Annotated in this window: 18 protein-coding genes; 8 read left to right on the top strand and 10 right to left on the bottom strand. The window is 60.4% G+C overall.

Translation table 11 applies throughout. The features are described from left to right. Positions 1-185 precede the first annotated feature (185 nt). From ribB to GA0061100_RS34485, 3 genes are all read right to left on the bottom strand, one after another. Positions 186-1,289 carry a 3,4-dihydroxy-2-butanone-4-phosphate synthase gene (ribB, locus tag GA0061100_RS25085; protein ID WP_075855551.1) on the bottom strand — a complete coding sequence of 368 codons (1,104 nt, stop codon included), beginning with the start codon at positions 1,287-1,289 and terminating at the stop codon, positions 186-188. A 10-nt stretch (positions 1,290-1,299) separates the two neighbouring features. Then, the gene (gene aroC, locus GA0061100_RS25080; protein ID WP_075855550.1) at positions 1,300-2,397 is read right to left on the bottom strand and encodes a chorismate synthase; all 1,098 of its coding nucleotides are present in this window, start codon (positions 2,395-2,397) and stop codon (positions 1,300-1,302) included. A 63-nt stretch (positions 2,398-2,460) separates the two neighbouring features. Beyond that, complete coding sequence (locus tag GA0061100_RS34485) at positions 2,461-2,661, bottom strand: hypothetical protein (protein WP_143525533.1); 201 nt, start codon at positions 2,659-2,661, stop codon at positions 2,461-2,463. A 111-nt stretch (positions 2,662-2,772) separates the two neighbouring features. Here GA0061100_RS34485 and GA0061100_RS25075 point away from each other — a divergent pair, with 111 nt between their 5' ends. Next, on the top strand, positions 2,773-3,033 hold the full coding sequence (locus GA0061100_RS25075) for a DUF1344 domain-containing protein (protein WP_075855549.1): 261 nt from the start codon (positions 2,773-2,775) through the stop codon (positions 3,031-3,033). A 116-nt stretch (positions 3,034-3,149) separates the two neighbouring features. On the opposite strand, the gene GA0061100_RS25070 is transcribed toward GA0061100_RS25075, so the two are convergent. The 4 genes from GA0061100_RS25070 to GA0061100_RS25055 form a co-directional block, all read right to left on the bottom strand. Beyond that, the gene (locus GA0061100_RS25070; protein WP_075855548.1) at positions 3,150-3,746 is read right to left on the bottom strand and encodes a histidine phosphatase family protein; all 597 of its coding nucleotides are present in this window, start codon (positions 3,744-3,746) and stop codon (positions 3,150-3,152) included. Positions 3,747-3,763: 17 nt separating this feature from the next. Further along, positions 3,764-4,582, bottom strand: coding sequence for an enoyl-ACP reductase FabI (gene fabI, locus GA0061100_RS25065; RefSeq protein WP_075855547.1), 819 nt, complete (start codon positions 4,580-4,582; stop codon positions 3,764-3,766). A gap of 122 nt (positions 4,583-4,704) precedes the next feature. Then, positions 4,705-5,862, bottom strand: coding sequence for a DnaJ domain-containing protein (locus GA0061100_RS25060; RefSeq protein WP_075855546.1), 1,158 nt, complete (start codon positions 5,860-5,862; stop codon positions 4,705-4,707). 311 nt (positions 5,863-6,173) lie between these two features. Next, entirely contained in the window at positions 6,174-6,632 is a 459-nt protein-coding gene (locus tag GA0061100_RS25055) for an RT0821/Lpp0805 family surface protein (RefSeq protein ID WP_075855545.1), read from the bottom strand. A 64-nt stretch (positions 6,633-6,696) separates the two neighbouring features. On the opposite strand from GA0061100_RS25055, the gene pdxH reads away from it, so the two are divergent. Continuing rightward, complete coding sequence (gene pdxH, locus GA0061100_RS25050; RefSeq protein WP_075855544.1) at positions 6,697-7,317, top strand: pyridoxamine 5'-phosphate oxidase; 621 nt, start codon at positions 6,697-6,699, stop codon at positions 7,315-7,317. Between the two features lie 3 nt (positions 7,318-7,320). On the opposite strand, the gene GA0061100_RS25045 is transcribed toward pdxH, so the two are convergent. Continuing rightward, positions 7,321-8,379, bottom strand: coding sequence for a polysaccharide deacetylase family protein (locus GA0061100_RS25045; protein ID WP_075855543.1), 1,059 nt, complete (start codon positions 8,377-8,379; stop codon positions 7,321-7,323). 227 nt (positions 8,380-8,606) lie between these two features. On the opposite strand from GA0061100_RS25045, the gene GA0061100_RS25040 reads away from it, so the two are divergent. After that, entirely contained in the window at positions 8,607-9,905 is a 1,299-nt protein-coding gene (locus tag GA0061100_RS25040) for a D-alanyl-D-alanine carboxypeptidase family protein (protein ID WP_075855542.1), read from the top strand. 122 nt (positions 9,906-10,027) lie between these two features. Further along, on the top strand, positions 10,028-10,333 hold the full coding sequence (locus GA0061100_RS25035; protein ID WP_075855541.1) for a nucleoside triphosphate pyrophosphohydrolase family protein: 306 nt from the start codon (positions 10,028-10,030) through the stop codon (positions 10,331-10,333). A gap of 36 nt (positions 10,334-10,369) precedes the next feature. Here the strand turns inward: GA0061100_RS25035 and tldD are convergent, their stop codons facing one another. Together tldD and GA0061100_RS25025 are read right to left on the bottom strand one after the other, a co-directional pair. Further along, positions 10,370-11,785, bottom strand: a complete 1,416-nt coding sequence (gene tldD / locus GA0061100_RS25030) for a metalloprotease TldD (RefSeq protein ID WP_075855540.1) — start codon at positions 11,783-11,785, stop codon at positions 10,370-10,372. Between the two features lie 64 nt (positions 11,786-11,849). Then, a complete protein-coding gene (locus GA0061100_RS25025; protein ID WP_075855741.1) occupies positions 11,850-12,473 on the bottom strand; it encodes an invasion associated locus B family protein in 624 nt (207 codons plus the stop codon). 340 nt (positions 12,474-12,813) lie between these two features. Between GA0061100_RS25025 and coxB the strand changes: the two genes are divergently transcribed. Genes coxB through GA0061100_RS34480 form a run of 4 tightly spaced genes read left to right on the top strand, consistent with a single transcriptional unit; the run spans position 12,814 to position 16,567 of the window. After that, a complete protein-coding gene (gene coxB / locus GA0061100_RS25020) occupies positions 12,814-13,701 on the top strand; it encodes a cytochrome c oxidase subunit II (protein ID WP_075855539.1) in 888 nt (295 codons plus the stop codon). 15 nt (positions 13,702-13,716) lie between these two features. Continuing rightward, positions 13,717-15,411, top strand: a complete 1,695-nt coding sequence (gene ctaD / locus GA0061100_RS25015; protein ID WP_075855538.1) for a cytochrome c oxidase subunit I — start codon at positions 13,717-13,719, stop codon at positions 15,409-15,411. A 59-nt stretch (positions 15,412-15,470) separates the two neighbouring features. Further along, positions 15,471-16,430 (top strand): heme o synthase, encoded by a 960-nt coding sequence (locus tag GA0061100_RS25010; RefSeq protein WP_075855537.1) that lies wholly within the window; start codon positions 15,471-15,473, stop codon positions 16,428-16,430. Beyond that, positions 16,427-16,567, top strand: a complete 141-nt coding sequence (locus GA0061100_RS34480) for a hypothetical protein (RefSeq protein WP_015339051.1) — start codon at positions 16,427-16,429, stop codon at positions 16,565-16,567. The genes GA0061100_RS25010 and GA0061100_RS34480 overlap by 4 nt, the downstream gene beginning before the upstream one ends. The last annotated feature ends 7 nt before the right edge of the window (positions 16,568-16,574 follow it).

Below are 16,574 nucleotides of genomic sequence, written 5' to 3'. Positions count from 1 at the left end.
AGGTTGTGTATCGCCGAAGGAATTGACGTTGCCAAGGGATGGCGGCTTCAATCACCTCCCCCTTGATGGGGGAGGTCGCGCGGCACGCGCGGGTGGGGGTGACAATTGGCTGGCTGCAGAATTTGCCGCAATCACCCCATCCCGGAGCTATGCTCCGACCCTCCCGCTCAAGGGGAGGGTAAAGATCAGCAGATTTCCGTTGTGGCGATCTTGATGCCGAAGCCTTCCAGGCCGACATAGTGCCGTTCGCGGCTGGTCAGCAGCTTGATCGAGCTGACGCCGAGATCCTTCAGGATCTGCGCGCCGAGGCCGATTTCCAGCCATTCGCTGTCTCGCGCCTGTGCCTCGGCATGGCTTTCACGCTCGGCCTGGCGCGCCTTGCGGCCATTGTCGAAATGACCGACACCAACGGAGCCTTCGCGAAGATAGACGATGACGCCGCGGCCTTCCTCGGCGATCTTCTTCATGTAGAAATCGACCGGACGACGCTTGCCGAACAAATCCTCGGCGACGTTTTCCGGATGCAGGCGCACCGGGATATCGACGCCATCGCGGATATCGCCGAAGACCACGGCGAGATGCTGCATCGGGTCCCAGGGCAGCGAGTAGGTATGCGCCCGCGCCTTGCCGAACGGCGTCTCGATGTCGAAGCTGGCACCGAGCTCGATCAGGGTTTCCTTGCGCTGGCGATAGGCGATGAGGTCGGCGACGGAAACGAGCTTCAGGCCGTTCTGTTCGGCGAATTCCACCACCTGCTGGCCGCGCGTCACCGTGCCGTCGTCATTGACCAGCTCGCTGATGACGCCGATCGGCGGCAGGCCGGCAAGCTTGCAGAGGTCGACGGCGGCTTCCGTATGGCCCGAACGCATCAGCACGCCGCCTTCGCGGGCAACCAGCGGGAAGATATGGCCCGGGCGGACGAAATCCGTGGGGCCGACATTCGGATTGGCGAGGTTTCGAACCGTCAGGGTCCGGTCGTCGGCGGAAATGCCTGTCGTGGTGCCATGCTTGAAATCGACCGAGACGGTGAAGGCCGTTGTATGGGCAGAATCGTTTTCCGCGACCATGGCGTTGAGGTTCAGCCGCTTGGCTTCCTCGCGCGGCATCGGCGTGCAGACGATGCCGGAGGTGTGCCGGACGATGAAGGCCATCTTTTCAGGCGTGCAATGAACGGCGGCAACGATCAGGTCGCCTTCGTTCTCGCGGTCGTTATCGTCCATGACGACGACGATCTCGCCGGCTTCGAAAGCCCGGATGGCATCGACAACGCGCTTCTGGTCGTAAGACATCTCGAAATTCCTACCTCTGCTGGCCGGTCTGGCCGCGATCCCTCAGATAATGATCGGCAACGGCGCAGGCGACCATCGCCTCGCCGATCGGCACGGCGCGAATGCCGACGCAAGGATCGTGGCGGCCCTTGGTGCGCACGTCGACATTGTTGCCGTCCGCATCGATCGACTGGCGTTCCGTCAGGATAGACGAGGTCGGCTTGATGGCGAAGCGCGCGACGATCGGCTCGCCCGTGGAAATGCCGCCCAGGATGCCGCCGGCATGATTGGACAGGAAGATGCGCTTACCGTCATTGCCCATGCGCATCGCATCGGCATTTTCTTCGCCAGTCAATTCGGCAGAGGCGAAGCCCTCACCGATTTCGACGCCCTTGACGGCATTGATCGACATCAGCAGCGAGGCAATATCCTGGTCGAGCTTGCCGTAGATCGGGGCGCCAAGTCCTTCCGGCACGCCTTCCGCCACCACTTCGACCACGGCGCCGACCGAGGAACCGGCCTTGCGGATGCCGTCGAGATACTCTTCCCAGACCGGCACGATCTCCGGATCGGGCGCGAAGAAGGGGTTTTGATCCACCTGAGCCCAATCCCAGTTGGCGCGGTTGATCTTGTGCTTGCCGATCTGTACCAGCGCGCCGCGGATGGTCGCTCCGGGCACGACGAGGCGGGCGATGCCGCCGGCAGCAACGCGTGCGGCCGTTTCGCGGGCCGACGAGCGACCGCCGCCGCGATAATCGCGAATGCCGTATTTGACGTCATAGGTGTAGTCGGCGTGGCCGGGGCGATAGCGCCTCGCGATCTCGCCATAATCCTTCGAACGCTGGTCGGTATTCTCGATCAGCATCGAGATCGGCGTGCCCGTCGAGATCATCGTCTCGCCGTCCTCGTCCAGCATCACGCCCGACAGAACCTTGACGAGATCGTCCTCGCGCCGCTGCGTCACGAAGCGCGATTGCCCCGGCTTGCGCTTGTCGAGCCAGGCCTGAATGTCCTCCAGCTTGAAGCGGAGGCCGGGAGGGCAGCCGTCGACGACGCAGCCGAGCGCCGGGCCATGGCTTTCGCCCCAGGTGGTGACGCGGAAAAGGTGACCGAATGTATTGTGCGACATGAAAAACGACCGGATTGGTGCAGCCTGACGGGCAGACAGCGTCTTGTCTCTTGCAATTTCGGCTCACTCATAGAGCATGATGCCGAAAAGTGTAAGCGGTTTTCGGGCGACATCATGCTCTACCTGTTTGATTCCAGTGCCGGATACCGGCAAGATAAAATCTTTCTTTCCGGCTGCGTGGAAACGGCTGACGCGGCTTCCGTCTGCCGCTTCATCATCATGGTAAACAAAGATTAATCCGCGCTGTGGATTGTGACGATGCATTCACCAATTGGGCGAGCGAAGCCACTATTGGGGGCAACTTCCGCCATATTCGACGTGTTTTCTACATCGCAATAAGAAATGAAAAGCAAACTGACCTGAAGGGTGACGACGATGCGCTTCTTTGTAGCGACGCTTTTGGCCACGGCAAGCCTGCTTGCTCCTGTCGCGGGCTTTGCCGAAAGCGCGGATGTCGAGGCCATCATCAAGAAGGTCGACACCAAGAATTTCAATATCACGCTGGATGATGGGAAGAGCTATCAGGTGCCTGAGGATTTTGATTTCAGTGGCCTGCAGGCTGGCGTGAAGGTCGTGGTCTTCTATACGGAAGTTGACGGCAAGCGCGTTGTCAACGATCTCGATATCGTTCAGTAAATGGTGGTGCCGCCGGGCAAACCGGCCGTCTCGGGCGAATTTCCCGCTTTCAAGCTGATTGCTCTTCTTCCGTAGCTGTCAGACCGTGCAGCCATCCGCGCTCGGTTGGGAACCGTCTACATCCAGCCGATGATCTTCATCTGTGGATCGACCTTTAGGATCTGGTCCTGATGGATCGGGATTTCAGCCGCCTCTTCCTTTTCAACATCGCCGATCAGACGAAATAGCGTGCGGATGACGCCGCCATGTGTGACGCAGACGGTGGGACGATCGACCGATGCTAGCCACGAGCCGACCCGCCATGACAGGATTTCGTAGCTTTCGGCGTCATCGCCAGGCGGGATAAAGTCCCATTTGTTCGCCTTGCGCTCGGCAAGCCGGTCGGGCGCCGTCACCTTCAATTCCTTGAGGGTAAAGCCCTCCCAGGCGCCGAACGACAGCTCGACGAGCCTTTCGTCCGTGCGATAATCCTTGGGTGGCAGACCCATGGCATCGCGCGCGATTTCCATGGTTTCGCGCGTGCGCCGCAAGGGGCTGGCGACGAAATCGAAGGCTATGTTTTCGAAGGCGAGGATTTCGGCGAGATCGATGCCGTTCTGCCGGGCCTGCTCGCGGCCGATGGCGTTCAGATCAATATCCTTCTGCCCTTGCAGGCGGCGCTCGGCATTCCAGTCGGTCTGACCGTGGCGTATCACATAGAGTATGGGCGACACGGTCAGATTCCTGTTGGTCAGTCCTTCGCGACGGAAATGTCGGGCGCATCCACGGCCTTCATGCCGACCGTGTGATAGCCGGAATCGACGTGGTGGATTTCGCCGGTGACGGCCGTCGACAGGTCGGACAGCAGATAGAGGGCGGAATTGCCGACTTCGTCGATCGTGACAGTCCGCTTTAGCGGCGCATTGTACTCGTTCCACTTCAGTATGTAGCGGAAATCACCTATGCCGGAAGCTGCGAGCGTCTTGATTGGGCCGGCCGAGATCGCGTTGACGCGGATGCCGCGGCTGCCGAGGTCGACTGCCAGATAGCGCACGCTTGCTTCGAGAGCGGCCTTGGCGACACCCATGACGTTGTAATGCGGCATGACCTTTTCCGCACCGTAATAGGTGAGGGTGATCATCGAGCCGCCGTCATTCATGATTCGCTCGGCGCGCTGTGCAACTGCCGTGAACGAATAGACGGAGATGTCCATCGTCTTCGTGAAGTTGTCGCGGCTGGTATCGAGGTAACGGCCGGTCAGTTCGTCCTTGTCGGAAAACGCAATGGCGTGCACGACGAAATCGATCTTGCCCCATTTCGCTTCCAGCGTGTCGATGACGGCATCGATCGTTGCCGGTTCGGTCACGTCACAATGGCCTGCCATGAAGGCGCCGAGTTCCTGAGCAAGCGGCTCGACGCGCTTCTTCAGGGCATCGCCCTGCCACGTCAATGCGATTTCGGCTCCGGCATCCGAACAGGCCTTGGCAATACCCCACGCTATCGAACGGTTGTTTGCTACGCCGAGGATGACGCCGCGCTTGCCTGCCATGAGGCCAGTGGATTGAGCCATATTCTGCTCCCTTGAACTTTCGAATGACCCTGCCTATGGCATAGGCCGTTCCCCTGTTCAAGCATCGTAAAGATCATCAACTGTTAGGGATCGTAACAAAGGGTGCTGTTGTCACCAAAATTTCACAGGAAAAGGCCTTCGCGCATGCTGCGCATGAGATCCGTGACCTTATCGTCGGGTTTTTCCCACAGCATCAGCCGCAATTCGACGATGAGATCGCCTTTTGCGCCATTGCCGTCGGGCAAACCCTCACCGGAAATGCGCACGACCTGATCCGAACCGGACCAGGCTGGCACCGTGATCCTGACCGGCCCGTTCAATCCTTCGACCGTGGTCTCGCAGCCGAGGACCGCATTCTCGATGGTCACGGGCAATATTGTGCGGACATCGCTGCCGTTGAGCGTGAAGCGTCCGTCGGTCGACAGATGAACGGTAACGGCGACATCGCCGCGCAGCATGCCCTGCAGCTTCAGTCCCTGGCCCTTCAGGTGAAGCACCTGGCCATTGGAGATGTCCGTCGTCGCCTGGAAGCGCGCTTCGCGGCTGTCGGGCAGCGGAACGGTAATCCAGCGGCTCTTCAGCATGTCGTCGAGTGTCACCGTTGCTTCGGCGGCGACCTCCGGGGTTTTTTCCGGGGGCTTTTCGGGCGCATTGCCGCCCGTGATGCGTCGCACCAGCGAACCGAGAATGCCGAAGGCCGAACGTGAGCCGGCTGAGGCTGCCGCCAACTGCTCTTCTTCCACCTGCGGCTCTTCCGGTGCCGCGGTATTGGGTTGCTCCTGCGGTTTTTCCGCCTGTGGTGCGCCGGCGGCCGCCGTGGCTTGTGCCTGCTGCGCCTGGGCGGTTTTCACTCCGAAAATGCGCTCGACCATATCCTCTGGGGATTCGGCGGCGTTGCCCTGCTGGCCGGATGCGGCGGTGGCTGCCGCCTTGCGGGCATTGGCCCTGGCAAGCTCTTCCATGATCTTTTCGGCATTGGCGCGCGCGGCCTTGGCTCGCTCGGCGGCCTCGCGGGCCGCCTGCCGCTGCTGCATGATCGTCTGCTCGTGGCTTTGGCCCTTCGCCTCGGCCATGCGCGCGATCTGATCGTAACGGCTGCGCTTCTGCGGATCCTTCAACGTCTCGTAGGCACGGCCGATTTCGGCAAACCGCTCCGACGCGGTTGGATCGCCCAGATTGTGATCGGGATGGGCGGTCTTCGCCAGACTGCGCCAGGCGGACTTGATTTCGTCCGCCCCCGCATCCTTCCTAACGCCCAGCACCTTATACGGATCGCGCATCTTTCCCGCCATCATTCGTGGATGTGCTCAGCCCCATCGCAGCACCCCAAGCAAAGAACCAGTTGATAGCGCTTCGCCATCCTGCTTCCCGTCATGGGAGGCAGGCCTGATGCGCCGATGTGCCGATCCTGCGGGAAAAGTTGCTAATCAGGCGTTACGGCGGATGGGGGCCAAAGGCCTCCATTTCAAGGCATGGTTAGCCGATCACTAACGGGGGGCTCGGGATTTGTAGTCGGAAACGGAACGTCGATTACAATAGAATGCTTATCAGCGTGAACTGATTTTAGGCCGCGGGAAGGGGAGAGGGGCGGTCAGCCCGCCTGCTGAAAGCTGAGCAACTGCCATTCGCCGAGGCCGACGAGGCAAGTCCTGCCAGAGAAGTTGGCAACGCCCTGATAGGAGTGTCGGCTGGTGCGGAATTGACGGCAGACCACGCCGGAGGCGTTGCTTTCCACGATGGCGTCGATGACGCCGGCACTGCCGGTAGAGGTGTTTGCCCAGGGTATGGGCTGGCCGTTGAGCTTATGGAGGTCCGCCGAGGTGACGGCATTGCGCACGGTGGTTTCGTCGGACATGCTGTCGGTCGTCACTGCAGCCGTCGGTACCGTGCCGGTAGAGACGCTGCGATCCACCTTGGCGGAGCTCAGATAGTCCATGCCGCCGCCGACGCAGCCGCCAAGAGCGAAAAGGGAGACTAGGGCGACAGCCATCGTCACGCCTTTTGCAAGCTTGCGCTTTGTATGAACGATCGACTTTGCTATGACTTCCACCCGAGCATTTTGGCCAGCCAGAGGGGCCAGCGGTTATTGGGAATTGCGGAGCTTTTGAATTAATATGTCGGAAAACGAGTTAACAAGCGGTGACTTCACCGAACAGAACGAACCTTTCACTCTTTTTGCGGCCTGGCTGCGCGAGGCGGAGACCACCGAACCGAACGATCCGAATGCGGTAGCGCTGGCAACGGTGGATAAGGATGGTTTGCCAAACGTTCGCATGGTTCTTCTGAAGGGTTTCGATAGCGACGGATTCGTATTCTATACAAATTTCGAGAGCCAGAAAGGTCAAGAAATTCTTTCCCAGAAGAAAGCGGCCATGTGCTTCCACTGGAAGTCGCTGCGACGCCAGGTGCGCCTGCGGGGTCTGGTTGAAGTGGTGAGCGACAAGGAAGCCGACGAATACTATAAGACAAGGGCTCGCGGCAGCCGCATCGGCGCTTGGGCTTCGAAGCAGTCGCGTCCTCTTGAGGGTCGTTTTGCGCTGGAAAAGGCAGTTGCCGAATATACCGCGCGTTACGCGATCGGCGATATTCCGCGCCCGCCTTACTGGTCCGGCTTTCGCATCCGGCCGCTTTCGATCGAATTCTGGCACGACCGCCAGTTCCGCTTGCACGATCGCATCGAGTTTCGCCGCGACATGCCGGAAGGTGCCTGGCAGAAGGTGCGGATGTATCCGTAAGTCCTATGCCGTTTCCCGGCGCCCCATCAGCCGCATGGGGATGCCGGAAGCGAGCGCCGACGCATAACGCGGCTTCTGATAATGCCCGTTCAGCGATAGTCGCGGCAGCAGCATCGGTGCATTGCCATTTGTTACCGTGATCGTGCCGGGGCGCGTGGTGACACCGACGGAAAAGCCCAGCTCCTTCGCAAGCCGTCCTTCGCGCGGCGAGACGGCCTCGTTCGTGCCATAGGGATAGGCGACTGCGGCTGGCCGCTTTCCGGCGATGTCGGCGACATAATCAGCCGAGAGCGCCATCTCGGCTGCGGCCTCCGCTTCCGGGAGCCTCGCCAGCGCCCGATGGCTCACCGTATGTGCCCCCAGCGAAGCAAGCGGGTGCCGGGCGAGTTGCCGCAATTCGTCCCGACCCATGACCGATGCGTGGACGAGCTCGAGCGGTTCCAGGCCGCGACGCCGGGCAAGCTCATCGATCCGGCCGACGGCTTCGCTTTCCTCATGGCTATGGACGAAGGCGGCAAAGCGTGCAAACGCGGCATGCTTCTGGCTGTCCTTGCCGAGCGGCAGGAATTCTTCTCCCGACCCGAAATCGAATGTCAGCCGGTCCAGCCGGCCGAGCAACTCGGCCAGCGTCTCCCACCATATGCTATGGGTCCGTTCCGAAAGCCCTTGGGCGACGAAGACGGTGAAGGGTGCGTTGTGGCGCGCAAAGATCGGCAGAGCATGATCGAGATTGTTGCGATTGCCGTCGTCGAGCGTGAAGGCGACGAAGGGCGGTTTGCCGGCAGCGCTCTTTGTTCTTGAAGGAAGGGTGTCGAGCGCGACGAACTCGTAACCGTCCTGCTTCAGCCGGGCGATCGCCTGGTCAAGAAAATCAGGCGAAACCTCCAGATGCGCATTGGGCGCAAACCTGCGGGGAAGAGGAGGGCGAACGTGATGAAGGGTGAATATCGTGCCGAGGCCAGCAACGGCACGCATAAGCCCCGCACCCTTCAAGATTGCGGCAGCCTCCAGTCCGCTGGAGATCATCGTGCGCTTGATGCGGACCTTGATGCCCTGTTCCATGCGGCTCGACCCGGTTGACCAATGTCAACGCTGTAGCGCATGCCCGTTAAACCTTACTGAATCTTTGTCATAATTTCCAATGCGTTAATGCTTATTTTACCAGGAAAGGCAAAATTGAGGAACTATCGAGGCTGTTGCCTCAATATCGCACCGGTATCAGGCTTTTTGTCGCAAAATCATACAGGGATTGATGCGGTGTGTTGGCATTCTTTCGGTTGGGGACAATTATGAAAAGACTTCTGATGGCTCTGTCGGCGGCCGTCTTGCTATTGGGCGCTCCTGCGGCGAGCTTCGCGGGCAGCGCATATTTCATCATGGATGCGAAGACCGGCAAGGTACTGGCATCAAGCAATGCGGATGACCTCAACCATCCGGCATCGCTGACTAAGATGATGACCTTGTACATGACCTTCGAGGCGATCCACCGCGGCAAGCTGAGCTGGAACACCCGGATCCCGGTATCGCGTTTCGCCGCTGCCAAGCCCCCGACCAAGCTGGGCCTCAAGCCCGGCGGTACGGTGACCGTTCGTGAAGCCGTCGACGGCATGATCATCAAGTCCGCCAACGATGCCGCAGCCGCCATGGCGGAAGCGCTCGGCGGAAGCGAAAGCGGCTTTGCCCGGCTGATGACGCAGAAGGCCCGCGAAATCGGCATGCGCCGCACCACCTTCCTGAATGCGTCCGGCCTTCCGAACATGCAGCAGTGGACGACAGCCCGCGATATGTCGACGCTCGCCGTCGCGCTCATCAACAACTATCCCCAGGAATACCGGCTCTTCTCGCAGGCCGGTTTCAACTATCGTGGCCGCAGCGTTCGCGGTCACAACAATCTGATGTATCGCTATGAAGGCATGGATGGCATCAAGACCGGCTATACCAATGCCTCCGGCTTTAACCTCGTCAGCGCCGTGCGCCAGGGCAATCGCCGCGTGATCGGCGTCGTCATGGGCGGTGCGACCGCGCGTGGCCGCGACGCGTTGATGGCCTCGCTGCTCGATCGCTATATTCCGAAGGCAAGCGCCGTTTCGGCATCGCGCCTGATTGCAAGCGTCGGCGGCGGCAAGGCGTCAAGGCCGGTCGAAGTGGCCTCCGCATCCGATGACGCTGCCGTCGACGTCGATGCCCAGACCACTGCAACGACCACTCCGGCGCCGGCGCGCAAGCGTACCGAGGTCGTCCCGATGGCATTTGCTGCGGCCTCGAACGTTACCGTACCGATGGACCGCCCGGCCGCGATGGACGAGATCCTCGTTGCCAACAAGTCGGCCGCAACCGGCAGCTGGCAGGTGCAGATCGCCGCAACCCCAACGGCCCAGGCAGCCAAGGATTTGCTTTCCGAGGCGAAATCCAAGGCCGGCAATGCGCTCGCCAACGCCTCACCCTATACCGAGGCTGTCGGCAAGGGTGGCAACACCGTCTATCGCGCCCGCTTCGTCGGCTTTGCCAGCCGGGATGATGCGAACTCCGCCTGCTCCGCGTTGAAGCGTAAGGACTTTGACTGCATGCTGCTGCCGAGCAAGGGCTGAGCATTATCCGAATCACACAGTATGGGCCGGCGGAGCGAAACTCCGCCGGCCTATTTTTTGCCGGATCGACTTTTGCGTGGGAATCGTTCATTAATAAAAAGAACATAAGGGGAACGATATCGATGCTGCCAGATCTGATGAAGCAATTCGAAGCGGCTTCTGCGACCTATGCCGCCGATAACGGCCTGGAACGCGACGACGACTGGTTCGTCCTGAAACTCCAGGAGGAGTTGGGCGAGTTGATCCAGATCTGGAACAGGGTCACCGGCCGCGGGCGCCGCAAGGGCATGAGCGACGCGGATCTGGCAACGGCGCTTGCCGATGAAACGGCCGATGTGCTCGGCCATATTCTTTTATTCGCGAATCGCAACGGCCTCGATCTGCCCGCTGCCATCGAGCGCAAGTGGCTCTTCCGTCCCCACGAATGATGGGTGCCAGCAGGAATAATAATGAGGGCAGGGGCTTTAAGCCTTGGTGCCACCGACAGTAATCTGATCCATGCGCAGATGCGGCTGGCCGACGCCGACCGGAACCCATTGGCCCGCCTTGCCGCAATTGCCGATGCCGGTATCGAGCTTCATGTCGTTGCCTATCATGGTGACGCGCTTCATGGCATCCGGTCCATTGCCGATCAGCATGGCGCCCTTGATCGGCGCGCCGATCTTGCCGTTCTCGATGAGATAGGCCTCGGTGCAGCCAAAGACGAACTTGCCAGAGGTGATATCGACCTGACCGCCACCGAAGGAGACGGCATAGATACCCTTCTTCACCGACGCGATGATTTCTTCCGGCGTCTTGTCTCCGCCGAGCATGTAGGTGTTGGTCATGCGTGGCATCGGCGTATGGGCATAGCCTTGACGGCGACCATTGCCGGTCGCCTTCATGCCCATCAGCCGCGCATTCTGCCGGTCCTGCATATAGCCGACCAGCTTGCCGTTCTCGATCAGTACGTTGTAGGCCGAAGGCGTGCCTTCGTCGTCGACGGTGATGGAGCCGCGGCGGTTCTCGATCGTGCCGTCATCGACGACGGTGACGCCGGGTGCGGCCACCATCTGACCCAAAAGACCGGCGAAGGCCGAGGTCTTCTTGCGGTTGAAATCGCCTTCCAGCCCGTGGCCGACGGCCTCATGCAGCATGACGCCCGGCCAGCCGGAGCCGAGCACGACATCCATCGTGCCGGCGGGTGCCTCGATCGCCTCGAGATTGACAAGAGCCTGCCGAAGGGCCTCGTCGGCGCCATAGTGCCAATTGTCCTCCGTCACGAAATCGCCGAAGCCGATGCGCCCACCGGTGCCGAAGGAGCCGGCTTCTTGGCGGTCGCCGTCGCCGACGATCACGGAAATGTTGACACGCGTCATCGGCCTGACATCGCGCACGCGATGACCGTCGGCACGAAGAATGTCGACCACCTGCCAGCTCGCGGCGATGGATGCGGTCACTTGGCGGACCTTGTCATTCTTGTCGCGCAGATAGCTGTCGATCCGCTGCAGCAGCTTCGCCTTCTCCTCGAAGCTCGGCGTGCCGATCGGGTTCTCGTCGCCATAGAGCACCTTGTTGGTACGCTGGGGCGCAGCTGCATAGGAGCCGGCATAGCCCGACGTCACCGCGCGCACCGCATCGGCGGCGCGTTTCAGCGCGGCTTCGGAGAGATCACCTGCATGAGCATAGCCCACCGCTTCGCCGGCAACGGCACGAAGGCCGAAGCCCTGCTCGGTGTTGAAGCTGCCGCCCTTCATCCGACCATTGTCGAATGTCAGCGATTCGGCCTGGACATGCTCGACGAAGAGCTCGCCGTCGTCGGCGCCTGCGAGTGCCTGGGCAACGATGCCGCGCAGCTTGGCTTCATCGGCATCGAAAAGGGTAAGGAGATCGGTATTCATGGATCAGGTGCTCCGTTCAGAGCCGATGTAGGCTTCGCATCGCGCAAGAGCAAGGCCCATCCGATCAGGGAAGGGCGTCATAGCCTTCCGCAAAGCCCTTCAAGTCCACAGGGATGCCGATGCCTTCTTCCGGTGACTGGAAGACGATGAAGGTTGCAGTCGCGCCGCTGCGCAGCGTCTTCAGCAATTCGTCTTCGAGCACGACTTCGGCATAGCAGCCATCGGAGAAGCAGCGCACGAAATAGGCGCGGCCGATATCCTTACCGTCGATATTGAGGCCGAGCCCGTTCGGCAGCAGTACGCCGAGCGGCGCCAGTACGCGCAGGATTTTCGACTTGCGGTCGGCCGTCTTCAGCACGACGACGGAAAGACCGATTTCCGGACGATCTTCGGCGATCACGTTCTGCATCAGCGCGCATTGCTCGGCCGAAGCACCGGCCGGTTTGTCGCAGACGACGGACCATGCGCCATGGCTGGAACGGACCGTGCCCGGCGGTTGCGGAACCTGGCTTGTCGGAACCTGCTGCGTATGTGGCTGCGGCTGGCCTTGCTGCTGGGGTTGCAACTGTTGGGTCTGCTGCGCCGGCGGCTGAGTCTGCTGTGCCTGTTGCGCCCATACAGGTGTGGCGACTGCGGCAGCGATGCTGCCGGTAACAAGCAAAAGCCGGGCGAGGGAACGAAAACCCATGGAAACCTCTAGATTCGAATCAGTGCCGCTATTGTTGAAGCCCACGCTGGCAAATGAAAAGCCCCGGCTGCTGGATTCCAACCGACTACGGCGGAAATACGACGTCTACTCCATTTTGTCCCGGCGGCGCCATGGACCGCGATGCAATTTTTCGTATGATGATGAAATGCTTGCCATGTCCGGGACAAGCATGGGGGGATATTCGCGCAAAAATGCCGCACTAACAAATGTCTTGAGTTGTTGCGGAGCACCCCAAACTGTGGTTTGAAGCGCAATGGATTGTAGGGATACTGCGTTTGAGGAAGATCTGGGATCAAACGCTGGAGGGAGAGACATCGTGATGAAAAGAGCTTACGCGGCTCTGGCGGCTATGATCTGTCTGTTTTTTGCGACAGGTAGCTACGCCGATCAGCCGAGACCTTGGGAAACCGGTATGCAGCAGGCGGCAACCGGCAACATGCATCAAATCCGCTGGTTTGAGGCATACACGCTTTGGTTTATCATTCCGATCACGCTGCTTGTTCTGGTCCTCCTTGTGGTGGTCATGGTCAAGTTCCGGGCGTCCAAGAACCCGGTTCCGTCCAAGACGAGCCATAACACGCTGATCGAGGTCATCTGGACCATCGGACCGGTCCTCATTCTTCTCTTCCTGGCTATTCCTTCCTTCAATCTTCTCACCGACCAGCTGACGTTCCCAGAGAAGATAGACGTCACCGTCAAGGCGACGGCGACGCAGTGGCAGTGGAATTATGAGTATGAGGGCAGCGGCGCGACGCCGGTCGCCTTCGATTCCTTCATGCTGAAGGAGCAGGACCGCACTGCCGCCGGTAAGGACGACAAGTCGAAATATCCGCGGCTTCTCGCTGTCGACAATGAATTGGTCGTGCCTGTCGGCAAGAATGTGCGTGTCCTCGTCACCGCTGCGCCGACCGACGTCATTCATTCCTTCGCCATGCCCGCCTTCGGTGTCAGGATCGACGCCATTCCGGGCCGCCTGAACGAAACCTGGTTCAATGCCGACCGTGAAGGTCTCTATTACGGACAGTGTTCCGAGCTCTGCGGCAAGGATCACTCTTTCATGCCGATCGCCATCCGCGTCGTCTCCGATGATCAGTACAAGCAGTGGCTGGCCGCTGCGGCAACCGATGTCGGCAAGGCGAACAAGGCTCTGATGGCCGCCGTCGACCAACCGACGACCGTCAAGGTCGCCGAAAACACGGCGAAGTAAGAGGGGATAGGAACAATGGCTGGATCTACGGCACACGACGATCACTCGCACGATCTTCACGACGCTCACGCGCATGATGATCATCACGCTCATAAGCAATCTTTCGCCGACCGTTGGCTGTTTTCGACGAATCACAAGGACATCGGCACGCTCTATCTGATCTTCGCGATCTTTGCGGGCGTAATCGGCTTCCTCCTGTCGGTCGCCATCCGCATGGAATTGCAGGAGCCCGGCATCCAGATCTTCAGCGGTCTGGCGTCGATGGTCTACGGCTTTTCGGGCGATGCCGCCATCGATGGCGGCAAGCAGATGTACAACGTCTTCGTCACCGCCCACGCGCTGATCATGATCTTCTTCATGGTCATGCCGGCGATGATCGGCGGTTTTGCCAACTGGATGGTGCCGATCATGATCGGTGCGCCTGATATGGCCTTCCCGCGCCTGAACAACATTTCGTTCTGGCTTCTCGTCCCGGCCTTCTTGCTGCTCATCCTCTCCATGTTCGTTGAAGGCCCTGCTGGTGCCTATGGCGCGGGCGGCGGCTGGACGATGTATGCACCCCTGTCGGGCACGGTCGGCCATCCTGGCCCGGCGATCGATCTGGTGATCTTCGCGCTGCACATCGCAGGCGCGTCGTCGATCCTTGGCGCGATCAACTTCATCACGACCATCCTGAACATGCGCGCTCCTGGCATGACGCTGCACAAGATGCCGCTCTTTGCCTGGTCGGTTCTGATCACCGCGTTCCTGCTGCTGCTGTCGCTGCCGGTTCTGGCAGGCGCCATCACCATGCTGCTGACGGACCGCAATTTCGGCACGACGTTCTTCTCGCCGGAAGGCGGCGGCGATCCGCTGCTTTACCAGCACCTCTTCTGGTTCTTCGGCCATCCGGAAGTCTACATCCTGATCCTGCCCGGCTTCGGCATGATCAGCCACATCATCTCGACCTTCTCGCGCAAGCCGATCTTCGGCTATCTCGGCATGGCCTACGCCATGGTCGCGATCGGCGCTGTCGGCTTCGTCGTCTGGGCGCACCACATGTACGTGACCGGCCTCTCGCTCGATACGCAGCGCTACTTCGTGTTTGCGACGATGGTCATCGCTGTCCCGACAGGCGTGAAAATCTTCTCCTGGATCGCGACGATGTGGGGTGGCTCCATCGACTTCCGCACGCCGATGATCTGGGCGCTCGGCTTCATCTTCCTGTTCACGCTCGGTGGTGTCACCGGCGTCCAGCTTGCCAATGCCGGTCTCGACCGCGAATTGCACGCGACCTATTTCGTGGTGGCACACTTCCATTACGTTCTGTCGCTCGGAGCCGTCTTCGCCATCTTCGCCGCCTGGTACTACTGGTTCCCGAAGATGACCGGCTACATGTACAATGAGCGGATCGGCAACTGGCACTTCTGGATCACCTTCATCGGTGTGAACATGGTGTTCTTCCCGCAGCACTTCCTGGGCCGTGCGGGCATGCCGCGCCGTTACATCGACTATCCGGATGCCTATGCCGGCTGGAACTTCGTTTCCTCCATCGGCTCCTATGTCGCAGCCGTAGGCCTTTGCTTCTTCTTCTGGGGCGTTATAGATGCATTCATGAAGAAGCGCGTTGCAGGCGATAATCCCTGGGGCGAGGGCGCGACCACGCTGGAATGGCAGCTGTCGTCGCCGCCGCCGCACCACCAGTGGGAAGAGCTGCCGCGCATCAAGTAGGCTCATTTCCGGACGCCGCGCCAAGCGGCGTCCGGCTCAACGGATAATTGGAAGAACGAATGACGGTCATCGACAATCACGAAGCGCTCGCGAAGCAAGCCGAAACCGGCTTGTCGGAAGCGAGTGCGCGCGATTATTTCGAGCTTCTGAAGCCGCGCGTGATGTCGCTGGTCGTCTTCACGGCCTTCACCGGCCTCGTGCTGGCGCCCGGTCACATCAATCCGGTCCTTGGCTTCATCGCCATCCTCTGCATTGCCGTCGGTGCTGGTGCATCCGGCGCCTTGAACATGTGGTATGACGCCGATATCGATGCCGTCATGAGCCGCACTGCGCGCCGGCCGATACCGTCTGGCCGCATCCGCCCGTCGGAAGCCCTGGCCTTCGGCCTTGTGCTGTCGGGCTTCTCGGTGACGATCCTCGGCCTGGCGATCAACTGGCTTTCCGCCGGCATTCTCGCCTTCACCATCTTTTTCTACGCCGTCGTCTACACGATGTGGCTGAAGCGCTCGACGCCGCAGAACATCGTCATCGGCGGTGCAGCCGGTGCATTTCCGCCCGTCATCGGCTGGGCGTGCGTGACCGGCACCGTGCCGGTCGAAAGCATCGTTCTGTTCCTCATCATCTTCCTCTGGACGCCGGCCCATTTCTGGGCGCTGGCGCTCTTCAAGATGGGTGACTACGAGGCAGTCGGCGTACCGATGCTGCCGAATGTCTCGGGCATTCCGACGACCAAGAACCAGATTGTCGTCTACGCCGTGCTGACCGCCTTCGTCGGCGTCGTGCCGGCCTTCATGGGCTTTGCGAGCCTCGGCTATGGCGTCGTCGCCGCCGTGCTCGGCGCAATCTTCGTGCACTGTTCCATCGCCGTCTGGCGCATGGCCGATGGCGACGTGAAGATGGTGCCGGCAAAGAAACTCTTCGGCTTTTCTATTTTTTATCTCTTTGCGATCTTTTCCGCGCTGCTGATCGACCGGCTTGTTGCCGTGCTGATATCCGGCGGTGCTGGGGGCTGGCTATGATCGAACTCGTCAAGCTGACCGAAGCGCAGAAGAAATCGCGGCGAGGGCGCAACATTGCGCTCGGCCTTGTACTTGCCGGTCTGGTGGTCCTGTTCTACGCGATCACCATCATCAAGGTCGGTTCCGGACACGTTTGAGGAGGCG

The sequence above is a fragment of the Martinezella hainanensis genome (genome assembly GCF_900094555.1).
Lineage (GTDB): Bacteria > Pseudomonadota > Alphaproteobacteria > Rhizobiales > Rhizobiaceae > Rhizobium > Rhizobium hainanense.
The sequence above is the reverse complement of the archived record's forward strand: the minus strand, read 5'-3'. Positions and strand labels throughout refer to the sequence as shown.

Bases quoted from the DNA above. Each gene is read 5' to 3' on its own strand.
- ribB (WP_075855551.1), bottom strand. From the start codon at position 1,289: ATGTCTTACGACCAGAAGCGCGTTGTCGATGCCATCCGGGCTTTCGAA.
- aroC (WP_075855550.1), bottom strand. From the start codon at position 2,397: ATGTCGCACAATACATTCGGTCACCTTTTCCGCGTCACCACCTGGGGC.
- GA0061100_RS34485 (WP_143525533.1), bottom strand. From the start codon at position 2,661: ATGCATCGTCACAATCCACAGCGCGGATTAATCTTTGTTTACCATGAT.
- GA0061100_RS25075 (WP_075855549.1), top strand. From the start codon at position 2,773: ATGCGCTTCTTTGTAGCGACGCTTTTGGCCACGGCAAGCCTGCTTGCT.
- fabI (WP_075855547.1), bottom strand. From the start codon at position 4,582: ATGGCTCAATCCACTGGCCTCATGGCAGGCAAGCGCGGCGTCATCCTC.
- GA0061100_RS25060 (WP_075855546.1), bottom strand. From the start codon at position 5,862: ATGCGCGATCCGTATAAGGTGCTGGGCGTTAGGAAGGATGCGGGGGCG.
- pdxH (WP_075855544.1), top strand. From the start codon at position 6,697: ATGTCGGAAAACGAGTTAACAAGCGGTGACTTCACCGAACAGAACGAA.
- GA0061100_RS25045 (WP_075855543.1), bottom strand. From the start codon at position 8,379: ATGGAACAGGGCATCAAGGTCCGCATCAAGCGCACGATGATCTCCAGC.
- GA0061100_RS25040 (WP_075855542.1), top strand. From the start codon at position 8,607: ATGAAAAGACTTCTGATGGCTCTGTCGGCGGCCGTCTTGCTATTGGGC.
- GA0061100_RS25035 (WP_075855541.1), top strand. From the start codon at position 10,028: ATGCTGCCAGATCTGATGAAGCAATTCGAAGCGGCTTCTGCGACCTAT.
- tldD (WP_075855540.1), bottom strand. From the start codon at position 11,785: ATGAATACCGATCTCCTTACCCTTTTCGATGCCGATGAAGCCAAGCTG.
- GA0061100_RS25025 (WP_075855741.1), bottom strand. From the start codon at position 12,473: ATGGGTTTTCGTTCCCTCGCCCGGCTTTTGCTTGTTACCGGCAGCATC.
- coxB (WP_075855539.1), top strand. From the start codon at position 12,814: ATGAAAAGAGCTTACGCGGCTCTGGCGGCTATGATCTGTCTGTTTTTT.
- ctaD (WP_075855538.1), top strand. From the start codon at position 13,717: ATGGCTGGATCTACGGCACACGACGATCACTCGCACGATCTTCACGAC.
- GA0061100_RS25010 (WP_075855537.1), top strand. From the start codon at position 15,471: ATGACGGTCATCGACAATCACGAAGCGCTCGCGAAGCAAGCCGAAACC.
- GA0061100_RS34480 (WP_015339051.1), top strand. From the start codon at position 16,427: ATGATCGAACTCGTCAAGCTGACCGAAGCGCAGAAGAAATCGCGGCGA.